Origin of the sequence: Pseudomonas sp. DR 5-09, assembly GCF_001655595.1 — a bacterium.
Classification (GTDB): Bacteria; Pseudomonadota; Gammaproteobacteria; order Pseudomonadales; family Pseudomonadaceae; genus Aquipseudomonas; species Aquipseudomonas pharyngis.
The window spans coordinates 1,530,667-1,550,512 of the sequence record NZ_CP011566.1 but is presented as its reverse complement, the minus strand read 5'-3'; the positions used below and the strand labels follow the sequence as shown (position 1 = coordinate 1,550,512).

General features: G+C 57.6%; 22 protein-coding genes and 1 tRNA gene. 7 read left to right on the top strand and 16 right to left on the bottom strand.

Going from position 1 to position 19,846, the window contains the following annotated elements; translation table 11 throughout:
* Positions 1–35 precede the first annotated feature (35 nt).
* Positions 36–860, bottom strand: coding sequence for a polyphosphate kinase 2 (ppk2, locus tag PDR5_RS07005; protein ID WP_064594134.1), 825 nt, complete (start codon positions 858–860; stop codon positions 36–38).
* A 257-nt stretch (positions 861–1,117) separates the two neighbouring features.
* Between ppk2 and PDR5_RS07000 the strand changes: the two genes are divergently transcribed.
* The gene (locus tag PDR5_RS07000; protein ID WP_064594132.1) at positions 1,118–2,518 is read left to right on the top strand and encodes a DUF3300 domain-containing protein; all 1,401 of its coding nucleotides are present in this window, start codon (positions 1,118–1,120) and stop codon (positions 2,516–2,518) included.
* Positions 2,515–3,411 (top strand): DUF2950 domain-containing protein, encoded by an 897-nt coding sequence (locus PDR5_RS06995; RefSeq protein ID WP_064594129.1) that lies wholly within the window; start codon positions 2,515–2,517, stop codon positions 3,409–3,411. Before PDR5_RS07000 ends, PDR5_RS06995 begins: the two co-directional genes overlap by 4 nt.
* Here the strand turns inward: PDR5_RS06995 and PDR5_RS30025 are convergent.
* On the bottom strand, positions 3,312–3,674 hold the full coding sequence (locus PDR5_RS30025; protein WP_237233815.1) for a type II toxin-antitoxin system HicB family antitoxin: 363 nt from the start codon (positions 3,672–3,674) through the stop codon (positions 3,312–3,314). The two genes, PDR5_RS06995 and PDR5_RS30025, sit on opposite strands and share 100 nt — an antisense overlap.
* Before the next feature lie 485 nt (positions 3,675–4,159).
* On the opposite strand from PDR5_RS30025, the gene PDR5_RS06990 reads away from it, so the two are divergent.
* A complete protein-coding gene (locus PDR5_RS06990; RefSeq protein ID WP_064594127.1) occupies positions 4,160–4,450 on the top strand; it encodes a DUF3077 domain-containing protein in 291 nt (96 codons plus the stop codon).
* 124 nt (positions 4,451–4,574) lie between these two features.
* Positions 4,575–4,751, top strand: a complete 177-nt coding sequence (locus tag PDR5_RS29150) for a DUF3077 domain-containing protein (RefSeq protein WP_082934459.1) — start codon at positions 4,575–4,577, stop codon at positions 4,749–4,751.
* 228 nt (positions 4,752–4,979) lie between these two features.
* Here the strand turns inward: PDR5_RS29150 and PDR5_RS06985 are convergent, their stop codons facing one another.
* The 8 genes from PDR5_RS06985 to dapA form a co-directional block, all read right to left on the bottom strand.
* Positions 4,980–5,387 carry a hypothetical protein gene (locus tag PDR5_RS06985; RefSeq protein WP_064594126.1) on the bottom strand — a complete coding sequence of 136 codons (408 nt, stop codon included), beginning with the start codon at positions 5,385–5,387 and terminating at the stop codon, positions 4,980–4,982.
* A 71-nt stretch (positions 5,388–5,458) separates the two neighbouring features.
* The gene (locus PDR5_RS06980; protein WP_237233813.1) at positions 5,459–6,148 is read right to left on the bottom strand and encodes a short-chain dehydrogenase; all 690 of its coding nucleotides are present in this window, start codon (positions 6,146–6,148) and stop codon (positions 5,459–5,461) included.
* A 206-nt stretch (positions 6,149–6,354) separates the two neighbouring features.
* Positions 6,355–7,068 (bottom strand): hypothetical protein, encoded by a 714-nt coding sequence (locus PDR5_RS06975; protein ID WP_064594122.1) that lies wholly within the window; start codon positions 7,066–7,068, stop codon positions 6,355–6,357.
* Between the two features lie 401 nt (positions 7,069–7,469).
* A tRNA-Ser gene (locus PDR5_RS06970) sits at positions 7,470–7,559 on the bottom strand.
* Positions 7,560–7,643: 84 nt separating this feature from the next.
* Entirely contained in the window at positions 7,644–8,357 is a 714-nt protein-coding gene (gene purC, locus PDR5_RS06965; RefSeq protein ID WP_007958019.1) for a phosphoribosylaminoimidazolesuccinocarboxamide synthase, read from the bottom strand.
* Positions 8,358–8,385: 28 nt separating this feature from the next.
* Entirely contained in the window at positions 8,386–9,147 is a 762-nt protein-coding gene (locus PDR5_RS06960) for an MBL fold metallo-hydrolase (protein ID WP_011332911.1), read from the bottom strand.
* A 4-nt stretch (positions 9,148–9,151) separates the two neighbouring features.
* On the bottom strand, positions 9,152–10,267 hold the full coding sequence (bamC, locus tag PDR5_RS06955; RefSeq protein WP_011332910.1) for an outer membrane protein assembly factor BamC: 1,116 nt from the start codon (positions 10,265–10,267) through the stop codon (positions 9,152–9,154).
* A 17-nt stretch (positions 10,268–10,284) separates the two neighbouring features.
* Positions 10,285–11,163 (bottom strand): 4-hydroxy-tetrahydrodipicolinate synthase, encoded by an 879-nt coding sequence (gene dapA, locus PDR5_RS06950; RefSeq protein WP_064594120.1) that lies wholly within the window; start codon positions 11,161–11,163, stop codon positions 10,285–10,287.
* A gap of 313 nt (positions 11,164–11,476) precedes the next feature.
* Here dapA and PDR5_RS06945 point away from each other — a divergent pair, with 313 nt between their 5' ends.
* Entirely contained in the window at positions 11,477–12,037 is a 561-nt protein-coding gene (locus PDR5_RS06945; RefSeq protein WP_007958014.1) for a glycine cleavage system protein R, read from the top strand.
* Positions 12,038–12,047: 10 nt separating this feature from the next.
* Positions 12,048–12,521 (top strand): peroxiredoxin, encoded by a 474-nt coding sequence (locus tag PDR5_RS06940; protein WP_064594118.1) that lies wholly within the window; start codon positions 12,048–12,050, stop codon positions 12,519–12,521.
* A 34-nt stretch (positions 12,522–12,555) separates the two neighbouring features.
* On the opposite strand, the gene PDR5_RS06935 is transcribed toward PDR5_RS06940, so the two are convergent.
* Complete coding sequence (locus PDR5_RS06935; RefSeq protein WP_039772670.1) at positions 12,556–13,626, bottom strand: AI-2E family transporter; 1,071 nt, start codon at positions 13,624–13,626, stop codon at positions 12,556–12,558.
* Positions 13,627–13,658: 32 nt separating this feature from the next.
* Positions 13,659–13,898, bottom strand: coding sequence for a sulfurtransferase TusA family protein (locus tag PDR5_RS06930; RefSeq protein WP_007958011.1), 240 nt, complete (start codon positions 13,896–13,898; stop codon positions 13,659–13,661).
* A gap of 97 nt (positions 13,899–13,995) precedes the next feature.
* Between PDR5_RS06930 and PDR5_RS06925 the strand changes: the two genes are divergently transcribed.
* Entirely contained in the window at positions 13,996–15,429 is a 1,434-nt protein-coding gene (locus PDR5_RS06925; RefSeq protein ID WP_039772673.1) for a M48 family metalloprotease, read from the top strand.
* A 75-nt stretch (positions 15,430–15,504) separates the two neighbouring features.
* Here PDR5_RS06925 and PDR5_RS06920 read toward each other — a convergent pair whose 3' ends face one another.
* The 4 genes from PDR5_RS06920 to rpoE all read right to left on the bottom strand — a co-directional run bounded on the left by PDR5_RS06920 (position 15,505) and on the right by rpoE (position 19,331).
* Positions 15,505–16,875, bottom strand: coding sequence for a DegQ family serine endoprotease (locus PDR5_RS06920; protein WP_236189711.1), 1,371 nt, complete (start codon positions 16,873–16,875; stop codon positions 15,505–15,507).
* A gap of 284 nt (positions 16,876–17,159) precedes the next feature.
* A complete protein-coding gene (locus PDR5_RS06915; RefSeq protein ID WP_064594114.1) occupies positions 17,160–18,122 on the bottom strand; it encodes a MucB/RseB C-terminal domain-containing protein in 963 nt (320 codons plus the stop codon).
* Between the two features lie 8 nt (positions 18,123–18,130).
* Entirely contained in the window at positions 18,131–18,718 is a 588-nt protein-coding gene (locus PDR5_RS06910) for a sigma-E factor negative regulatory protein (protein WP_039772679.1), read from the bottom strand.
* Between the two features lie 31 nt (positions 18,719–18,749).
* Positions 18,750–19,331 carry an RNA polymerase sigma factor RpoE gene (rpoE, locus tag PDR5_RS06905; RefSeq protein ID WP_003172477.1) on the bottom strand — a complete coding sequence of 194 codons (582 nt, stop codon included), beginning with the start codon at positions 19,329–19,331 and terminating at the stop codon, positions 18,750–18,752.
* Positions 19,332–19,846: the final 515 nt, after the last annotated feature.

Sequence of the window (19,846 nt, the reverse complement as noted above, 5' to 3'; positions counted from 1 at the left end):
GTATTGGCAGCTCCGGCGACTGAACGAATGCGGTTTCAGAACCTCTCGGGAATGTGCCTGAACGGATAATCCGACTCTTTATAACCGCCCGGTTTCTGCCGTTTGGGCAAGGTCACCTTCTCTCGCGGCACCTCCTTGTAGGGGATGCGACTGAGCAGATCCGAGATGATATTGAGCCGCGCCCGACGTTTGTCGTTCGAGTTGGCCACCAGCCATGGAGCGTAATCGGTGTCGGTCGCTTCGATCATGTCGTCCCGCGCCCGGGAGTAGTCATACCAGCGGCTGTAGGACTTGAGGTCCATCGGCGACAGCTTCCAGATCTTGCGACCGTCGACAATGCGCGCCTCCAGGCGCCGGGTCTGTTCTTCCTGACTGACATTCAGCCAGTACTTGAGCAGGATCACCCCCGAACCGACAACTGCGCGCTCCACCAGCGGCACGGTCTTGAGAAACTTGTCGACCTGTTTGTCCGTGCAAAAGCCCATCACCCGCTCGACGCCGGCGCGGTTGTACCAACTGCGATCGAAGATCACCACTTCGCCGGCCGCCGGCAAATGCGGCAGATAGCGCTGCAGGTACATCTGGCTCTTCTCGCGATCGGTCGGGGCCGGCAACGCGATGACGCGAAAGACTCGCGGGCTGACCCGCTCGGTCAGCGCCTTGATGGTGCCGCCCTTGCCTGCACCGTCGCGACCTTCGAAGATGATGCAGATCTTGATGCCTTCGGCCTTCACCCACTCCTGCATTTTCACCAGTTCGACATGCAGGCGGCGCAACTCGGCAAGGTAGTCCTTGTTCGACAGTTTTGTATGTTCCTCAGGTTTTTCTCGGGGCAAGTCTTTCTTCTTTCCCTTTGCCATGACCAGACCTCTCGGGTTGGAACGACAGCCAGGCTCGTCGGCAATGCATGACCTGGAACCGGAAAGTTTAGTCATTTATCGCAAAACGCAAGCAAACGGGCGGTAACGCTCAGGCAACGTGCTTATTGCGAAAAAGCCTGTGCAGTTTTTGACGGAACGCCAATCGCCAACCATTCTCCATCACGGCGCAGCTTCCGATGTCGGCCGTTGATGCCTCGCGTGTTGCAAACCTGCCATCTGGATGTGGGGAAGAGGTCATGCACAGTTCGCTCTTGCGTGCCGCGTCGCTCATGCTCGCCTTGAGCGCTGCACCGGTCCTGGTGCAGGCCGCCGATGCGCCTGCGGCCCAAGCGGCGGCTACCGTTCCGGCCAAAGATGCCGTGTTTACCACGGAGCAGCTCGACCAGATGCTCGCGTCAATTGCGCTGTATCCCGATCCACTGCTCGCTCAAGTGCTGATGGCCGCCACCTATCCGGGAGAAGTCGCCGAAGCCGTGACCTGGTCCAAGGCCCATCCGGATGCCAAGGGCGATGACGCGGTCAAGCAAGTGGCCAGTCAGACGTGGGACCCGAGCGTGCAGGCCTTGGTGGCGTTTCCGCAGGTCCTGGCGACACTGGGGCAGGATCCGGTCTGGGTGCAGCGTCTGGGGGATGCCTTCCTGGCCCAGCCTGACGAACTCATGGCCGGCGTTCAGCGCTTGCGGCGTCAGGCCCAGACGGCGGGCAATCTACAGAGCAATCAATATCAGAATGTGACGGTGCAGAACGTAACGCCGCCCATCTCTTCCGGCTCAACCAATCCGGCCGACAACACGACCATCATCATTCAGCCCGCCGATCCGCAGGTGGTCTACGTCCCGACCTATAACCCGACCACCACTTACGGCACCTGGCCTTATCCGGCCTCGCCGCCGGTGTATTACCCGCCGCCGCCCGCTTACTACCCGGGTCAGGCACTGGTGGCCGGGCTGGCCTTCGGCACGGGCGTGGCGGTCGTCGCGTCGTTGTGGGGTGACTGCGACTGGGGCAATAACGACATCGACATCGATGTGAACCGTTACAACAATATCAACGGCAATAACCGCATCACCAACAACCAGAACAAGTGGCAGCACAACAACGTGCATCGCGATGGCGTGCCTTATCGTGACAACCGCAGCCGCGCGCAGTATGGCCGGCAGCTGGACGGTGCGGCTCAGCGTGATGCCTATCGCGGGGACAACGCGCAGCGGGCGCAGGCTCGGGAACGGGCGCGCAGTTCGATGGACAGGGCCGGTATCGAACGTCCCGCCACCAGCAATCGGGAAGCCCGCAATCAAGTCCGCGAAGCGCAATCCGCCAATGCCGGCAACCGACTACAAGGCGGTGCGGACAGGCCCCGAGCCGCCGACCGCACTCAAGGCAACACGCGGGAGGCGCGCCAGCCCGGCGTCAATCAACGTGAAACCCGTGCATCTCAAGCCCGACCCGCAGCAGGCAGCGCACGAAACAACGCCTTTGCCGGCGCGCGCTCCCCGTCACAGACCCGAGTCCAGGCTGATCGCGGCCGGGCCAGCCAGATTTCTGCGCAACGTCCCAATACCTCCCGCGCCGCCGGACATCAGATCAGCCGGCCATCCGGCGGGGGCATGCGTCAGAGAGGAGGTGGCCGTCGATGAACATCCATTCTCTGGTCAAAAACTGCCTGACCCTCGCGGCCGGCCTCGCATTATCGACCTTCGCCTCGGCCCAGCAGGTATTTCCAACCCCGGAAAAAGCCGCGGACGCCTTCGTCGAAGCCCTCGGCACGCAACACGCCGACCAAAAACGCCTGACCGAACTGCTGGGCGAGGAATGGCACAGTTTCATTCCCCGCGAAGGCGTGCAGCGCAGTGATGTCGATGCCTTTTTGCAGCAATACCGCGAGCAGCACACCCTGGAAAAGATTGGCGAAAGCAAAGCAGTGCTCTCCGTCGGGCCCGATCACTGGACGCTGCCCATCCCGCTCATCAAAGACAAAACCGGCTGGCGCTTCGACATGAACGCCGCGCAGGTCGAAATCCGCGCCCGCCGCATCGGCCGCAACGAACTGGCGGCAGTGCAATCGGCGCTGGCCTACCACGATGCACAAATGGACTACGCCTCGGAAGACCGCGACGGCGACGGCGCCCTCGAATACGCACAGAAAATCTTCAGCTCCCCTGGCAAACACGACGGCCTCTATTGGCCAGAAGACGACAGCGGCCAGATCAGCCCCCTCGGCCCCGCTTTCGGCCAGGCCATCAACGACGAAGACTGGCACGGCTACCACTTCCGCATCCTCGACGCCCAAGGCCCGTCAGCCCCGGGCGGCGCTTACAGCTATCTGATTGGAGACAAGATGAGTCGCGGTTTCGCCTTGATCGCGTGGCCAGCGAAATACAACGACACTGGGGTGATGAGCTTCATGATCAGCCATGAAGGACAGGTGTTTCAGAAGGACCTCGGGCCGGATGGGGAGAAGGTGGCGAAGGCGATGAAGCGGTTTGATCCGGATGATAGTTGGGAGGTGGTGGATTTGGGGCAGAAGTAGTTGAGGGTATCGAATTGCGTTGGATCAGAAACGAAAAAGCCCCGCAGCTTCTCAGCTACGGGGCTTTCGTTTATTCGCCCGAGTCGGGCGCAGGTTTCCAGATAGTCTGTGACGGCTTCTTCGGATGCCTTGCGGAGTTCGTTGATCGACTCGCCATGAAAACCGACGACATCCTTTATTCCTGCGATATGACCGACAAACAAACCGTCCTGGTCGCTGTACTCAATGCCGGCGGTGAATCTGTTGTAGCTCATCACGGTCATCGGGGATTTCCTTGTCGCTCTCAGGTTTGAGCATCACGCCGACAAGAATAATCAGGTGACTCAAAACGAGCTTGTAGGCAGAATCCGCGAGTTGCGTGTGAATGGGCTGTAGCTGTGCATAACGGCCGATTGCTGCCTTGTTGGCCTTTCTTTCGGCGGGATATTCTCAAGACGTCGCTGCACATTCAGCGGCCGGGCTTGGTAACCCGACGGAATAAGGCGCATCAGCGTCCCCATACAATTACTGTCGATATTCGACTGTAGTTCTGTTTTATGGCGGCTGTGCGTGGGACGGCTTCGGCCGTGCCGGTTTCCTTGATTCCCCGGTTTACCAACCCGCGCATAGCTGCCACCCCATTCGCTTGGTATCGGATGCGGCAGCTCAAAAATCAAGGGAATTGAAAAATGCACACCAGCAACCGATTACGAAAGCCTCCCCTCCCTGCTTTACCTCTCTTCATGTCGAGCACATACGGAGGTGAAGAATGACTGACAAAGCAGAAGAAAAAACTGTCGGCTCCACACCGTTTCTCTATTGTTCGGACAACCCACTATTCAGCGTTAGCGCTGGCGTTCCCATTAGCGAAGCGTTGTCACAGGCCTCCGACCTGCTGGCCCTTGGCCAAGCGCTTGCAGAAGATGCAGCGTTCATTCGAGAAACTGATAGATATGCCTGGGCTGCGCACTTCCTGACGGAAATGGGTAAGGCGGTTGTTGATGATGTGATGAAGGTGGTTTCACCGGAGACGGCCCGAAAGATGAGCACAGAAAAATAACGATCGCGTAACGCGCCGCTTTCCAGCAAAAACGAAAAAGTCCCGTTGCCGTTTAGACACGGGATTTTTTAGATGCATACAGAGGAAAAACGGAACCCAACCCATGGAGCTCGAACAAAAATAAATACGTCCCCATTTCCGCTTTGCCAAAGCGCTTGCAGAGGATGCAGCGTTTATCCGAGAAACCGATCGATATGCCTGGGCTGCACATTTTCTGACGGAGATGGGGAAGGCGGTTATTGATGATGTGATGAAGGTGGTCTCACCGAGCCCAGCCAGAACGCTGAGCAGAGAAAAATAACGATTACATTACGCATCACCTTCCAGCAAAAACGAAAAAGCCCCGTTACTGTTTAGACACGGGGCTTTTCAGATGCAGACAGAGGAAAACGGAATCGAACCCATGGTGCTCGAACAAAAAATAAATACTTCCCCATTTCCCCTTCGCCGTTATTTTCTCCAGCTAGCAAACAGGCTTACCTCTGATGTGCGACTCGATATGCTCGGCGGCGGGAATCCGAAAAAGAGGTCATTTGAAGAAGACGTTGAACACGGCTGTCGCAATTGAGACCGTTAGCGCACAGCTCGATATCCATGTGGCTGTTCTGAATTTATTGGCGTCCTCTTGGAGTCCTGCAAGCACGGACGACATGAGTGGAAAGTTGATACAGCGCCCATCGCTCGCCACCTCATCAAAGAAAATGACTTTGGAGCCGTTTTCATTGGTGTAACCGTGTTTTTTTTGAAGGTGATAGTAGAGGCGCCCAAAGATGATATCTGCATCTACATCAAAGTCTCGAGCGATCACCTTGCAGTCGATAGGGACGTAAATTTTGCTGCGTCGTCCACTACTCTCTCCGCCGGAGTGATTCTGAAACTCTTCATAGTAGAGTTTGTAAATGCGTTCTAAAATGGCACGGTCGGAAGGAAGCTTCATTCGCACATATCCTTACGGTTCTGTAGATTGCCGTAGAGAAGAAGGGCTACTCACTAGTGCGAGAACGAACCTCAGTCCCTGGCTTTACTAACAAGGCTATGAATAGCCTGCTTTGCCTGTTCTAGTTTTTGTTGCTTCGCCGCTGCGGCCAGCTTTTCATCTAGGACCAACTCAATACCCATTTTCACGATAGGGAATGCCGCTAGGCATTCATTCTCTGTCAGCTCGTGCACACCTTGGCTAAGGATTTTGTAAATCGATCGATTCTCCACAAGGAATTCGGGGAGGTGCCCTTCTAGCAGCTGTATCCGCTCTGCCATCCGCCCATTACGGTAAGGCTCATCATCCCATCCGTTATCGCTTTTCGCGATCTGATAAGCAGCATCGACAAGATGCTCAAAGATTCGCCTTAGATACACGAAAGACCCTACACCCACACCGTGGGCCGCCAAGCCGATGGCTTTGTTGAACTCTTTGAAATCATCTTTACACAGCACAGCAGCGTACTGGCGTACATCGTAGGTATTCAGGTCTGCAAGGGATGGGTACTGTCCAATTTTTTGCATCGTCCTACCTTCCACCTTGAACATGAAGTACAACTGGTGATCGGTATTCCTGGAGCATTTAAGACGAATAGCAAACTGCCCATCCCCCTCCCATGCGTCAGGGTTGTGAGAAATGGTACCGGTGATTTGCCGACGGAAAATGCTATGCGAATTGCATTCAGGGCAATATGTATCTATGGGTTCTTGGGAAAACATGACCTCCCACCCTGCTTGGCTCTCTTCCTGAGCAAAGGTGAATCCTTGATACAACGGGTATGAAATGTAGAACTCTTGTGGGCTCGGGGGTGGTCTGCGTCCGGTCATACAGGCTGACTCTCAATTGCTGGGTGGCTAATGTCGCCCAGCGATGGTGTGTAGTGGCCCGATGTTATCGGGCTACGAGACAGGAACATTGGCCTACATCAGTCTAGAAGCTTTGGCTCTGATTCATTCCCGAGCATTGGATTTTCGGCATCTGATTGCAATTGCTCTGCACGAGCTTGCGACTTCCAGCCAATATCAACTAACTCTTTGATCCTATCCACAAATGGCTTGGCGCCTTCACCCAGCTTGCCTAGAGCTACACCAGCATCCCCCATCAACTCATAGAAGCGACTGATGTCGGACATTTTCTTGTGTAGCTCCGACTGCATCTTCTCAAGGCGCTTGAGCATGCGTTGCTTGTGGCCTGCATCCAACTCGGTGTTGGCACTCACCATCTCACGCAACTCATTTATCAGTTGCTGGATACGCTTCAAATCACCATCGGTGAACTCGTATCCAAAGTTTTCAACTAGGGTGACAGCGAATTGTTTTCGGAAACTGTCAAATTTATTCTTAGATATCGTGGCAGACAAATCACGATGGACAGCACCAAGAAACTGTCGAAAACGCGGGCACACCGTGTGAGCGACATCATCGACATCCGGAGCATTCTGCTGATGCTCAATTAGGTTTTGCTCTTCGAGAGTCAGAACGACTGCTACCGCAGCCATCAAGAGATTGTGGTCATGATCACTCCATTCGTGATTGAACAGTTCATGATTTGTCTCTTCCAGCGCGAAGCGGCATATTTCCGCAGCTCCCTCAGTTGGGTTGTCGCGTGCAGCCTGTAGCATTTCTTGCGGGATATTCATGCGTCATCCATGTCGATAGAAGGTTAGGTATCACTTTGCCATACACGGAAGGGGTTTAGAACTCTCTCCATGGGTACGGGTGCGAACTGGCTAACGTCAGTTATCGAAGAATAGTGTGCTGACGAATGGAGATAAACGAAACGGCAAAGGGATTTGGATCCGAATGACGAATATCGGAACGCGTTGAGTATTACAATCTAAAAAGAGTCACGACGTAACCAATTGAATTATATTGGTTTTCTAAATATGGCGGAGAGATAGGGATTCGGACAGCAGCCGGGACAGATTTATTTTTTCTACGCAGAGTGAAACGATCCGCACGGCCCCTGTAGCCAAACACGCTTTCCCAACGCAAACAAAAAAGCCCCGTAGCTTCTCAGCTACGGGGCTTTTTCTATGTATGGCGGAGAGATAGGGATTCGAACCCTAGGTACCGGTGAAGGTACAACGGATTTCGAATCCGTCCCATTCGGCCACTCTGGCATCTCTCCAACGGCGCGCATCATAACAACACTTTCGCTGAATGGGAAACCCCCAGACGAAATTTTTTCCGTGCTATCAGATGCTTGCGTCGATTAAAGCGGTACGCCCAGACGGTTGGCGACTTCTTCGTAGGCTTCGATGACGTCACCGAGGCCCTGGCGGAAGCGGTCCTTGTCCATCTTCTTCTTGGTGTCCTTGTCCCACAGACGGCAGCCGTCCGGGCTGAACTCGTCGCCCAGGACGATGGAGCCGTCGCTGAACACGCCGAATTCAAGCTTGAAGTCCACCAGCAGCAGGCCTGCGTCGTCGAACAGTTTGCTCAGGACTTCGTTGACCTTGAGCGACAGTTCTTTCATGCGCGCCAGTTGCTCGGCGGTGCCCCATCCGAAGGCCACGACGTGGGATTCGTTGATGAACGGGTCGCCCTTGGCGTCGTCCTTCAGGAACAGTTCGAAGGTGTACGGGTTGAGCTTCATGCCCTCCTCGACGCCCAAACGCTTGACCAGGCTGCCGGCGGCGTAGTTACGCACGACGCACTCGACCGGAATCATGTCGAGTTTTTTCACCAGCACTTCGTTGTCGGCCAGAAGCTTGTCGAACTGGGTCGGAATGCCGGCCGCTTCGAGTTTCTGCATGATGAAGGCGTTGAACTTGTTGTTCACCATGCCTTTGCGGTCGAGCTGCTCGATGCGCTTGCCGTCGAACGCCGAAGTGTCGTTGCGAAACAGCAGGATCAAGCGGTCAGCGTCGTCGGTCTTGTAAACCGATTTGGCTTTGCCGCGGTAGAGTTCTTCACGTTTTTCCATGATGGGCTCCGCTTGCTAAGTAGATGGGCTAGGCGATGTGGCGCCAGTCGAGCCCTGAATCTTGATCGGCCAGTTGCAGCCAGTCCGGGTCGCACCCGAGGGTGTCGACAAAACATTGCCGGGCCAGCTGCGGCAGGTTGTTCTTGCTGCTCAGATGGGCCAGGACCAGGTGTTGCAGGCCTTGCCAGCCCAACTCGGCCACCAGGAATGCCGCCTGATGGTTGTTCAAATGTCCCAGCTCGCCACCCACCCGCTGCTTGAGAAAGTACGGGTAATGACCACGGGCCAGCATGTCGCGACAATGGTTGGACTCGATCATCAACGCATCGAGGTCCCGATAGCCGTCCAGCACCCGCTCGCAGTATGAACCCAGGTCGGTCAGCAGGCCGAAGCGCCGCTGCTCTTGATCGCTGAATACGTACTGGGTCGGTTCCTGCGCATCATGGGCCACGGCAATGACCCCGATGTTCAGAGCACCGATCTGCAACTGCTCGCCACCGGTCACGAAACCGGCAGGTTCAATCGGTTTGCGCATCCCGCGCAGTGTGCCGCGACTGAGGTAGACAGGCAGATTGTAGCGCCGAGACAGCAAACCCACGCCATGCACGTGGTCGGCATGTTCGTGGGTTACGAGTATCGCGCTCAGTTGCGCCGGGTTCACACCCAGGCGCAACAGGCGTTTTTCGGTTTCCCGCAGGGAAAAACCACAATCCACCAGCACATACGTATCAGCACTGGCGATCAGCGTGCCGTTCCCTTGGCTACCGCTGCCGAGAACGGCAAAACGCATTGGATCAGCCCAGGTTGTCCTGAATCACGCTCAACACTTTGCGGGCCACATCGGCCGGCGCAACGGTGTTGATGTTTTTCTCGACGGTCACCTGAACGTTCTCGCCGACCTTGCTCAGGCGAACCTGATAACGCTCGGCACGGGCTTCAACTTCTTCCTTGGTCGGCGCGCTGCCGAACAGGCTGCTGAAGAAACCAGGCTTCTCGTCTTTCTTCTCGGCCTTCTCGGACAAGTTGATGTAGTAGAGACCCAGGCTTCGGTTGATGTCTTCAACGCGCCACTCGCCCTGTTCCAGCGCACGACCGACGCTCGACCAGGCACGATCCAGGTCGGTACCGACGTTGAGCACCGGGTTGCCGCTGCCGTCTTCGCTCAGGCTGACACGGCTCGGGGTATCGAAATCACGCGAAGCCAGCATCGACACCGAACCACCCTTCTCGGAGGTACGGCTCATGCTCGCGAGCATGTCGTCGACCAGCGCAGCGTCGAGACCGGTGTTGACCGAACGGTTGGTGAAATCGACATTGGCGGTGCTGCCGGCAGGACGCTCGGCGCTGACCACATAGACTTCACTGGTGTTGCGCTGCACGCCCGGTTCGATGCGCACCCGCACGCGGGTTTCGCTATCGGTGCTGACGCCGGCGGCGCTCAGGCGCTTGGCCATGGCGGCGGACAGTTCGTCGGAATGCTGCCAGGTGGTGGTGAATTCGCCGGTTTGCGGGCGCTGTTCATCCAGACGGAAACCGTTGTCCTGGAAGTACTGCACCGCCACTGGCCAGACTTCGGCCGGCGGGTGCTGGGCCATGACCCAACGCGAATCACCGCTCTTCTGCAGCGAGTAGTCGCTGGCGTCGGCCACGGTCGACAGTGGTTGAGGGCGCGGAACGATGTACTCACCCTTGGCGGTGTCGTCGGCCACGTTGCGCGGGATCGGCAGCAGCGGATCCAGGCGCTTGGAGGTGCTGACGTCCGGTGGCAGTTGCATCGGTGCAGTCTGTTGCGCTTCCAGGTAATCGCTACCACGGTCACGGAAATAACCTTCCGGGCCCCAGATCCATCCGCAGCCACTGGTGCTGGAGATAATCAAGGCAAGTGCGGAAAGTCCGGCCATTCGCTTCATGCGTTGTACTTCCTCAATTAAACCAGGACGTTGCACTGGCGCAGGGCCGAGCGCAGCGTTTCATGACAAGGAGCGCTCAGCCAGGTCAGCGGCAGGCGGATGCCTTGGTGCATCAGGCCCATTTCGACCAAAGCCCATTTCACCGGAATAGGGTTGGCTTCGATGAACAGGTCCTTGTGCAGCGGCATCAGTTTTTCGTTGATGGCCCGTGCGGTCTCGGCGTCGCCCTTGAGCGCGGCCTCGCACAGGTCGGCCATTTCGCGCGGAGCGACGTTGGCGGTAACAGAGATGTTGCCCTTGCCGCCCAGCAGGATCAGCTCAACGGCGGTCGGATCATCGCCGGACAGCACGATGAAGTCGTTGCTCACGCCGTCGATGATCGCCTTGGCGCGTTTCAGGTCGCCGGTCGCTTCCTTGATGCCGATGATGTTCGGCACGGTGGACAGGCGGATCACGGTCTCGGCCTGCATGTCGCAGGAGGTGCGGCCGGGAACGTTGTAGAGGATCTGTGGAATGTCGACCGCTTCGGCGATGTGCTTGAAGTGCTGGTACAGGCCTTCCTGGGTCGGCTTGTTGTAGTACGGAACGACCAGCAGGCAGGCATCGGCACCGGCTTCCTTGGCATTGCGGGTCAGCTCGACCGCTTCGCGGGTCGAGTTGGCGCCGGTACCGGCGATCACCGGAATGCGACCGGCAACCTGTTTGACCACGGCTTTGATGACGGCGATGTGTTCTTCTACATCAAGGGTTGCCGACTCGCCGGTGGTGCCGACCGCGACAATGGCATGGGTGCCGTTCTTGAGATGGAAGTCCACGAGTTTGCTGAGGCTGTCCCAGTCAAGACGCCCTTGTGCATCCATGGGTGTGACCAGTGCCACCATACTGCCCGCAATCATGAAACCGCTCCTGCCGGAAAAAGAGAGCGGTAATGGTACTGGCGCCAAGATGCTTGCACAAGCGAAGTACTGTGCCGCCATTCCCCTTGGCGCCGCTTTTCGCTACCCTTCAGACTTTGATCGGTACTGATCAGCTTGTACGCCGGGTTCCAGTCTCCCGTTTCGGCCTCCCGGGCCCCGTTCCAGTGTCGTTGCCGTACGCTTGCTTGTTCATGGAGCCGTAGCGCCACACGAATCGGGTCTTCCGGACAGTCATTGCCCCGGCAATCAACGCCCTCTCGCTACCGACCGCTCATCGCTTTAGGAATGCTGCATGTCCACCCCCACAGTTCGCGAACAATTCCTTGTCATCAGTGCCCTCGGCGCCAATCCCATGGAGCTGACCAACGTCCTGTGCCGCGCCAGCCATGAAAACCGCTGTGCGGTCGTCACCTCGCGCCTGACCCGCCACGGCGAGTGCAGCGCGCTGGTGCTCGAAGTCTCCGGCAGCTGGGACGCCCTGGCTCGCCTGGAAGGCAGCCTGCCGGTGCTGGCCAAGCGTCATGCGTTCACCGTCAACGTAGTGCGCAGCGCCGCCCTGGAAAACCGTCCGCAAGCCCTGCCGTACGTGGCTTACGTGTCTTCGGCTTACCGTCCGGACATCATCAACGAGCTGTGCCAGTTCTTCATGGATCACAACGTCGAGCTGGAAAACCTGACCTGCGATACCTATCAGGCACCGCAGACCGGCGGCACCATGCTGAACGCCACGTTCACCGTGACCCTGCCCGCCGGCACCCAGATCAGTTGGCTGCGCGACCAGTTCCTGGATTTCGCCGACGCCATGAACCTGGATGCACTGATCGAACCGTGGCGCCCACAGAACCCAATGTAAGGAAGCTTTCATGGCCGTTGTCATCGACCAACCGGTTACGGATTTCGAAGCACCTGCCACCAGCGGGCAGACTGTCAGCCTGTCGGCCCTCAAGGGCAAGCAAGTGGTGATCTACTTCTATCCGAAGGACAGCACCCCGGGCTGCACCACCGAAGGCCAGGGCTTTCGTGATCAATACGCAGCATTCAAGGCTGCCAACACGGAAATCTTCGGCATTTCCCGCGACAGCCTGAAATCCCACGAGAACTTCAAGTGCAAGCAGGAGTTTCCGTTCGAGCTGATCAGCGACAAGGACGAGGCCGTCTGCCAGTTGTTCGACGTGATCAAGCTGAAGAAACTCTACGGCAAGGAATACCTGGGTGTTGATCGCAGCACCTTCCTGATCGACAAGAACGGTGTATTGCGTCAGGAATGGCGCGGTGTGAAAGTGCCAGGACATGTGGATGCAGTGCTGGCTGCTGCTCAGGCGCTGAACAAGGCCTGATGCTGTCGGCGCCCTTGCGGGCGCCGATTCATTCTCAAAGCAGCGGCGCCACCACCGGCTCCTTGCGCGGCCACGCATCAAGCACAGCCTTGAACAACGTCGCCAGCGGAATCGCGAAGAACACGCCCCAGAATCCCCACAACCCGCCGAACAACAGCACCGCGCAGATGATTGCCACCGGGTGCAGGTTGACCGCTTCGGAGAACAGCAACGGCACCAGCACGTTGCCGTCCAGGGTCTGAATGATCCCGTAGACCGCCATCAAATAGATGAACTGATCGCTCCAGCCCCACTGGAACAGCGCAATCAGCAGCACCGGCACGGTTACCACCACCGCCCCGACATACGGCACCACCACCGACACGCCGACCAACAGGGCCAGCAGCGCCGCGTAGTTGAGACCCAGTGCGACGAATGCGATGTACGTCACGCCGCCACAGATCACGATCTCGATGACCTTGCCGCGAATGTAGTTGGCGATCTGCCGGTTCATTTCCTCGGCGACTCGAGTGATCAGCGCCCGCTCTCGTGGCAAATAGCCGCGCACCCACTCGCCGATCATCGCCCGGTCCTTGAGGAAGAAGAACACCAGGATCGGCACCAGCACCAAATAGATCATGATGTTCACCAGCAGCGGCAGGCTCGACAACGAGAACGTCAACGCCCACTGGCCGAACTTGCCGATCTCGCCTCGCGCCGCTTCGATGGCTTGCAGCACCTGCTCATCGGAGACCAGATGCGGATAACGCTCGGGCAGCAACAACAACAGCGATTGCCACTTGGCGAGCATCCCCGGCAATTCATTGAACAGCGTGATCAACTGATGCCAGAGCAGCGGCAGCACCACGACGATGAACACCATCAGCACGCCCATGAACAGTGCAAACACCAGACCGACCGCCGCCCCACCGGGCACGCGCAGACGTTCAAGCGTGAGCACCAGCCCCTGCATCAGATACGCCAGCACCATCCCGGCCAGCACCGGCGCGAGCATTCCGCCAAGCGTCAGTACCGCGGTGAAGGCGAGAAACAGCAGCACCGCCAGCACCACGGCTTCTTCATCGGAGAAGTAGCGCTGAATCCAGTCGCGCAACACTTTGAACATCAATTTTCCTTAGGTCATTTACGCGGTCGGTTTCAGGCTTTTTTCAGCCAGTAACGGTAGACACCCGCCTCGTCCTCTTCACGCAGCAGCGTATGACCGGCCAATTTGGCAAAGGTGCGAAAGTCGCGTTGCGAGCCAGCATCCGTGGCAATCACCTTGAGTACTGCGCCACTGGGCAGCTTGTTCAGCTCCATTTTGGCCTTGAGCAACGGCAACGGACAATTCAGGCCACTGGCGTCCAGTTCACAGTCATGGGCTACAGCGTCGGTCATGCGTCACTCCGGATCAGGTGGTCAGGCTGCCTAGAATATCTGGTCGCAGGCCCGGTGTCCGGCTACAGTAAGGTCTTTGTCGATTAAGGCTTTGTGCATGACATTTCTGCGCCCTACCCTGCTGACGCTCGCTTGCCTGCTCGCCTCACCGGGCTTCGCCGACGACCTGCCGTCACTCGGTGACGCCAGCTCTGCCATCGTCTCGCCACAACAGGAATATCAACTGGGTCGCGCCTGGCTGGCATTGCTGCGCAGCCAGGTTTCGCAGCTCAACGATCCACAACTCAAGGACTACGTCGAGTCCAGTGTCTATAAGCTGGTGGAAACCAGCCAGGTCAATGACCGACGCCTGGAATTCATCCTGATCAACAGCCCGCAGCTGAACGCCTTCGCGGCACCGGGCGGGATTGTCGGGGTCAATGGCGGCTTGTTCCTCAATGCCCAGACCGAGGGCGAATATGCCTCGGTACTGGCTCACGAACTGGCTCACTTGTCCCAACGCCACTTCGCTCGTGGCGTCGAGGCCTCGCAGCGGATGCAGGTGCCGATGATGGCAGCGCTGCTGGCCGGTATCGTGATCGCCGCTGCCGGCGCCGGTGACGCCGGCATTGCAGCGATTGCCGGCACCCAGGCGGCGGCGATCCAGGAACAGCGGCGTTTCTCGCGCCAAAACGAACAGGAAGCCGACCGCATCGGCATCCTCAACCTGGAAAAGGCAGGCTACGATCCGCGCTCGATGCCGACCATGTTCGAGCGTTTGATGCGCCAGTATCGCTTTGATGCCAAACCGCCGGAATTCCTGCTGACTCACCCGGTCACCGAATCGCGGATCGCCGACACCCGCAACCGCGCCGAGCAGGCAAAACCCGGCGGCATCGAAGACAGCAAGCGCTATCAACTGATCCGCGCGCGGGTGCAGTTGACCTACGAAGAAACGCCGGGGCTCGGCGCCAAGCGCTTTCGCGCGCAACTGGACGATAATCCGAACAACGATGTGGCCCGTTACGGATTGGCGATCGCCCAGATCAAGGGCGGTCAGTTGAATGAAGCCCGAGAGAATCTCAAGCAACTGCTGGCCAAATCGCCTAACGAGATCATCTACAACCTGGCGCAGGTCGATCTGGACATCACCAACAACAAGCTGGCCGATGCCCAGTCCCGGGTTGACCGGATGCTCAGTCAGTACCCAGGCAACTACCCGCTGAACCAGGTACGCGTCGATCTGCTGCTGAAACAAAACCGTACCGCCGATGCGGAGAAGGCGCTGGAGGGCTTGCTCAAATCGCGTCCGGACGATCCGGACGTCTGGTATCAGGTCGCCGAGACTCGTGGTCTGTCCGGCAACATCATTGGCCTGCATCAGGCCCGTGCCGAGTATTTCGCGCTGGTCGGCGACTATCGCCAGGCCATCCAGCAACTGGACTTCGCCAAGCGCAAGGCCGGCAGCAACTTCCCACTGTCGTCGCGTATCGATGCCCGTCAGCGCGAACTGATGGAGCAAGAGCGCATGGTCAAGGACATGATGGGTTAAGCCCAAGCCGAGACAAATTCCGGACGCAAAAAAACCGCCTCTTTCGAGGCGGTTTTTTTTACTTCAACAATCGGATCATTCAGCCAGTTTGAAGGTAATGAAGCTGGCACGACCCTGACGCAGAACGCGCATCGACACCGAGCGGTTCTTCGGCAGCGCCTTGGCAATCTCGGCAAACTCCTTGGAAGAACCAATGGCCTGATTGTTCAGGTGCGTGATGATGTCGCCCGGTTGCAGACCGATCAGGGCCGCGGGGCCGTCCTGCACCTCCTTGATTACCACACCACCTTTCAGGTCGTAGGTTTTCTTCTGCTCGGCGGTCAGTTCGGCGACCGATACACCCAGGCGATTGCTGTTGGTCTCGGCACCGGATTTCGGCAGCGCGTCCAGCTCCTTGTCTTCGTCCGGGATGGCGCCGACAGTCAGCTCGACATTCTTGCGTTTGCCGTCACGAATCACTTCGAGATTGGCTTTGGCGCCGGCCTTCAACGCACCCACCAGATGTGGCAGGTCAGCGGACATGACGATCGGTTGACCGTTCATGCTCAGGATTACGTCACCCACTTGCAGGCCGCCCTTGGCAGCCGGGCCGTCATCCTGAATCTGTGCAACCAGCGCACCGGCCGGTTTGTCCAGACCGAACGACTCGGCCAGATCCTTGTTCACTTCCTGGATGACGACGCCCAACCAGCCACGACTGACCTTGCCACCGCTTTTCAGCTGGTTGGAAACGTCCATGGCCACGTCGATCGGAATGGCGAACGACACGCCCATGAAGCCACCGGAACGGGTGTAGATCTGCGAGTTGATCCCGACCACTTCACCGTTCAGGTTGAACAGCGGGCCACCGGAGTTGCCCGGGTTGATCGGCACGTCGGTCTGGATGAATGGCACATAGTTTTCGTTCGGCAGGCTGCGGCCGACGGCGCTGACAATGCCTTGGGTCACGGTGTGGTCAAAGCCGAATGGCGAACCGATTGCCACGACCCACTGGCCGGCTTTCAGATCCTGAGATTTGCCAAGCTTCAGCACTGGCAGATCCTTGCCTTCGATTTTCAGCAGCGCGACGTCGGAACGTGGGTCGGTGCCGATCAGTTTGGCCTTCATTTCACTGCGATCTGCCAGACGCACTAGGATTTCGTCGGCATCGGCGATCACGTGGTTGTTGGTCAGAATGTAGCCATCCGGCGAAATGATGAAGCCCGAACCCAACGATTGCGCTTCACGCTGGCGATCACCACGCGGAGAACGCTGTTGCGGCGGCATGCCGCGCTCGAAGAACTCGCGCAGCATCGGTGGCAAGCCTTCAAGGTCAGGCATCTGCTGGTTCACTTTGCGATCCGGCAGCTTTTGCGTGGTACTGATATTCACCACCGCAGGCGAGGCCTGTTCGACCAGTTGGGTGAAATCAGGCAGGCTGGCCGGGCTGACCGCTTCAGCCGCCATGGCTGCAGGAACAGCCTGACCGAGCACCAGCACCGTGGCGAAAATGGAGAGATAAGACTTCAAGCTTGGTATCGACATACAGCTCCCGTTACGACGAGCAGGGTTAAGCGATATGGAGCAAGGAACACCGGAAACCACAGGCCGGCATTTTTGTTCCGGGAACAACAAACAAGGCCAGAGCCGAGAGGCTCTGACCTATAAAAAATTTTCGGTTGTTTTGCAAATGAAAATGCTCAGCAAACATTTCACGTCTCGAAGACGAGGGGGAGATAGCTGGAATCAGCTCACTGCTTGCTGGTTGCAGCGCCATCATTGCGCATCGACAGGGCAATCCGTTCGGCGGTCCCGATTGGAATCTCGCCAACTACCGTGACCATCATTTCGCCTTGAGGCGTCGTCAAACGGCGGGATACGGCAACGGTCGGGCCCAACTGAGTCCGGGTATCGGTGACGGTTGCGCCGTTCAGCGGCTCGAGAAACACGGAGAAGCGGGCAAGACCATCGTCATACATCAGGCTGTTGACCTGGGTCTTGGTTTCCGGATCTTTGTGCGAGGAGCTGCTGGTGAGTTCGAAGCCGGGAGGCAGCCAGTCGGAACGCCAGATCTGAGCGGTCTTGACCGCAGAAGCCTTGTCGCTGTCGAGGGTGACTGTCTTGCAATCGGAGTTGGCTTGCAGGTCTTTGTCGGATGGAATTTCAGAGGTATCCAGTCGCGTGAACTGGAATCTCTCGAGTAACTGCCCCTTGTCGTTCAACAACAGCGACTTGAGCGGCAGACCCGTTTCCTTGTCCAGATGCAGTTCGAAACCGTAGCGGTGCTGATCACGCGGCGTCAGCGATACGATCACTGCTTCACGCCCGGCCACACGCGACTTGCCAATGACGGCAAGCTCATACCAGTTCTTCAGCTTTTGAGGATCGAGAGGCCGAGCGGCGGAATTGGGAGAATCTCCCAGACCCGCAATCAGGGTGCCGCTGACGCATTGAGTATGTCCATCAATGCGCACGACTTCCTGAGCCGAACCATCGAGCTGAAGCAAACGCTCGCGGACCTGGCCATTCTGGACGCGATGCCAGATGTTGTGGGTAGAAAAACTACCGTTACGCTCGTAAACGAATGTGCCGTGAAAGCTTTGCTGCTGCTCGGCCTGGCCCAGGCGGGTCAACCAGTCCTGAGCCTCGTCGGCGTGGGCTGGAACAATGAACCAGCCGCTGAGCAGAAGCGAAAGTAGAGGTATGGCGCGCATGATCCCCCTTAACGGTTTTCCAGGCTTGCTGCACGTGCATAAGGCAGCGCGCTCTCGGTGCCTTTCAAGGCAGCCTGTTGAGCGTGTTGACGCAGGTAACCTGGCAGACGCTGATCGTGCCAGCCTGGCTGACCTTGCAATACACCATTGGCCATTGGGCCAGTAGCTTCCGAACTCTCACTATAGCCTGCCAATACCGCCGGGCCTTTGACCTGAGGTGTGGCCAACACTGGCTGATTGGATTGCTGAGCGAGTTCGACGCCGGCGATTTCGTCCTGGTTGTACAGGCGAACACCCGCCAGAACGGCAACAGTCACCGAAGCGGCTACGGCCAGACGACCGAGGCTGCGCCATGGGCCACGAGACACTTTGGCCGGGGTGGCTTCATCTTCCAGTGCAGCAGAAACCGCCGCAGCGAGATCCAGACGTGGAAGCAACAGATCCTTGTGCATGGCTGCCCGAGCGATCTGGTAACGAGCCCAGGTTTCACGGGTTTCAACATCGTCCAGTGCATTGAGCACTCGACGCAGTTCCAGTTCGTCCGCTTCGTTATCCATCACTGCGGACAGCGATTCCTGCAGGGCTTCACGACTCATGGCGTTCCTCTCTTGGCTGTCGCCGCTGTCTTTAGTTTTCCTGCAACAACGGCTGCAGGGCTTTATCGATGGCCTCCCGGGCGCGGAAAATCCGGGAGCGCACGGTACCAACCGGACATTGCATGACGCTCGCGATGTCCTCGTAACTCAGACCATCGAATTCGCGCAAAGTTAACGCTGTGCGCAAATCCTCCGGCAGTTGCTGAATGGTTCGATGGACGGTGCCTTCGATCTCATCCCGCAGTAATGCCCGTTCAGGAGACTCGAGATCTTTCAGGCCGTGATCGCCGTCATAGAACTCTGCATCTTCGGAACTTACATCACTATCCGGCGGCCGGCGGCCGCGTGAAACCAGATAGTTCTTCGCCGTGTTAATGGCGATGCGGTACAGCCACGTATAAAACGCACTGTCGCCGCGGAAATTTCCAAGCGCTCGATACGCCTTGATAAAGGCTTCTTGTGCGACGTCCTGGGCTTCATGGGTGTCGTGCACAAAACGCACGATCAACCCGAGAATTTTGTGCTGATACTTCAGCACCAGCAGATCGAAAGCTCGCTTGTCGCCACGCTGAACGCGTTCGACCAGCTGCTGATCCTCTTCCTGGGTTAGCATGAACACTCCTCGATAAACTCGAAGGAGGCTTGCATGACCAAACGACCGGACTTGCAAACATAGACTCGGGCTTTTCGCAAAAGTTCTCCCCCTCCAAGCAAGTTTCCTGCGGGCTCTGATTTGGCACGCACGAAAAACGCAGCGCGGGATGAACCGGCTGCGCGAATAATCTTGTCATCGGCTCGCCGGCAAGAACCCAATCGCAGGTTCCGCATTGAAGCCGACACTGTCCCTTGTTTCGGGCAACTGTCTATTGATCTTGAGCCTCTGGCAAAAGTTCCAAATATTTATAGACGTGCCGCGCCGACATTGTGCAACCGTGAGCGGAAAAAGCGTGTTTCATCTGCGATACAGTCGCTTTTCCCCAAAACCGGTGAAGAAAACTTCCCGACAAAGCGTCCGTATATTTCCGTCACGGTAGTTTCACAATGCCATATCGGCCCGGCTATTGTGCCGCCCAACCCCTCTATATACTAGTGGGCTGTGTGGCTGTCTCGACTCGCCCATTCGCCTGT

Excerpts from the sequence above, each read along its gene's own strand:
- ppk2 (WP_064594134.1), bottom strand. The coding sequence starts at position 860 with ATGGCAAAGGGAAAGAAGAAAGACTTGCCCCGAGAAAAACCTGAGGAA.
- PDR5_RS07000 (WP_064594132.1), top strand. The coding sequence starts at position 1,118 with ATGCACAGTTCGCTCTTGCGTGCCGCGTCGCTCATGCTCGCCTTGAGC.
- PDR5_RS06995 (WP_064594129.1), top strand. The coding sequence starts at position 2,515 with ATGAACATCCATTCTCTGGTCAAAAACTGCCTGACCCTCGCGGCCGGC.
- PDR5_RS30025 (WP_237233815.1), bottom strand. The coding sequence starts at position 3,674 with ATGACCGTGATGAGCTACAACAGATTCACCGCCGGCATTGAGTACAGC.
- PDR5_RS06990 (WP_064594127.1), top strand. The coding sequence starts at position 4,160 with ATGACTGACAAAGCAGAAGAAAAAACTGTCGGCTCCACACCGTTTCTC.
- PDR5_RS06985 (WP_064594126.1), bottom strand. The coding sequence starts at position 5,387 with ATGAAGCTTCCTTCCGACCGTGCCATTTTAGAACGCATTTACAAACTC.
- PDR5_RS06980 (WP_237233813.1), bottom strand. The coding sequence starts at position 6,148 with ATGTTTTCCCAAGAACCCATAGATACATATTGCCCTGAATGCAATTCG.
- PDR5_RS06975 (WP_064594122.1), bottom strand. The coding sequence starts at position 7,068 with ATGAATATCCCGCAAGAAATGCTACAGGCTGCACGCGACAACCCAACT.
- purC (WP_007958019.1), bottom strand. The coding sequence starts at position 8,357 with ATGGAAAAACGTGAAGAACTCTACCGCGGCAAAGCCAAATCGGTTTAC.
- PDR5_RS06960 (WP_011332911.1), bottom strand. The coding sequence starts at position 9,147 with ATGCGTTTTGCCGTTCTCGGCAGCGGTAGCCAAGGGAACGGCACGCTG.
- bamC (WP_011332910.1), bottom strand. The coding sequence starts at position 10,267 with ATGAAGCGAATGGCCGGACTTTCCGCACTTGCCTTGATTATCTCCAGC.
- dapA (WP_064594120.1), bottom strand. The coding sequence starts at position 11,163 with ATGATTGCGGGCAGTATGGTGGCACTGGTCACACCCATGGATGCACAA.
- PDR5_RS06945 (WP_007958014.1), top strand. The coding sequence starts at position 11,477 with ATGTCCACCCCCACAGTTCGCGAACAATTCCTTGTCATCAGTGCCCTC.
- PDR5_RS06940 (WP_064594118.1), top strand. The coding sequence starts at position 12,048 with ATGGCCGTTGTCATCGACCAACCGGTTACGGATTTCGAAGCACCTGCC.
- PDR5_RS06935 (WP_039772670.1), bottom strand. The coding sequence starts at position 13,626 with ATGTTCAAAGTGTTGCGCGACTGGATTCAGCGCTACTTCTCCGATGAA.
- PDR5_RS06930 (WP_007958011.1), bottom strand. The coding sequence starts at position 13,898 with ATGACCGACGCTGTAGCCCATGACTGTGAACTGGACGCCAGTGGCCTG.
- PDR5_RS06925 (WP_039772673.1), top strand. The coding sequence starts at position 13,996 with ATGACATTTCTGCGCCCTACCCTGCTGACGCTCGCTTGCCTGCTCGCC.
- PDR5_RS06920 (WP_236189711.1), bottom strand. The coding sequence starts at position 16,875 with ATGGCGGCTGAAGCGGTCAGCCCGGCCAGCCTGCCTGATTTCACCCAA.
- PDR5_RS06915 (WP_064594114.1), bottom strand. The coding sequence starts at position 18,122 with ATGCGCGCCATACCTCTACTTTCGCTTCTGCTCAGCGGCTGGTTCATT.
- PDR5_RS06910 (WP_039772679.1), bottom strand. The coding sequence starts at position 18,718 with ATGAGTCGTGAAGCCCTGCAGGAATCGCTGTCCGCAGTGATGGATAAC.
- rpoE (WP_003172477.1), bottom strand. The coding sequence starts at position 19,331 with ATGCTAACCCAGGAAGAGGATCAGCAGCTGGTCGAACGCGTTCAGCGT.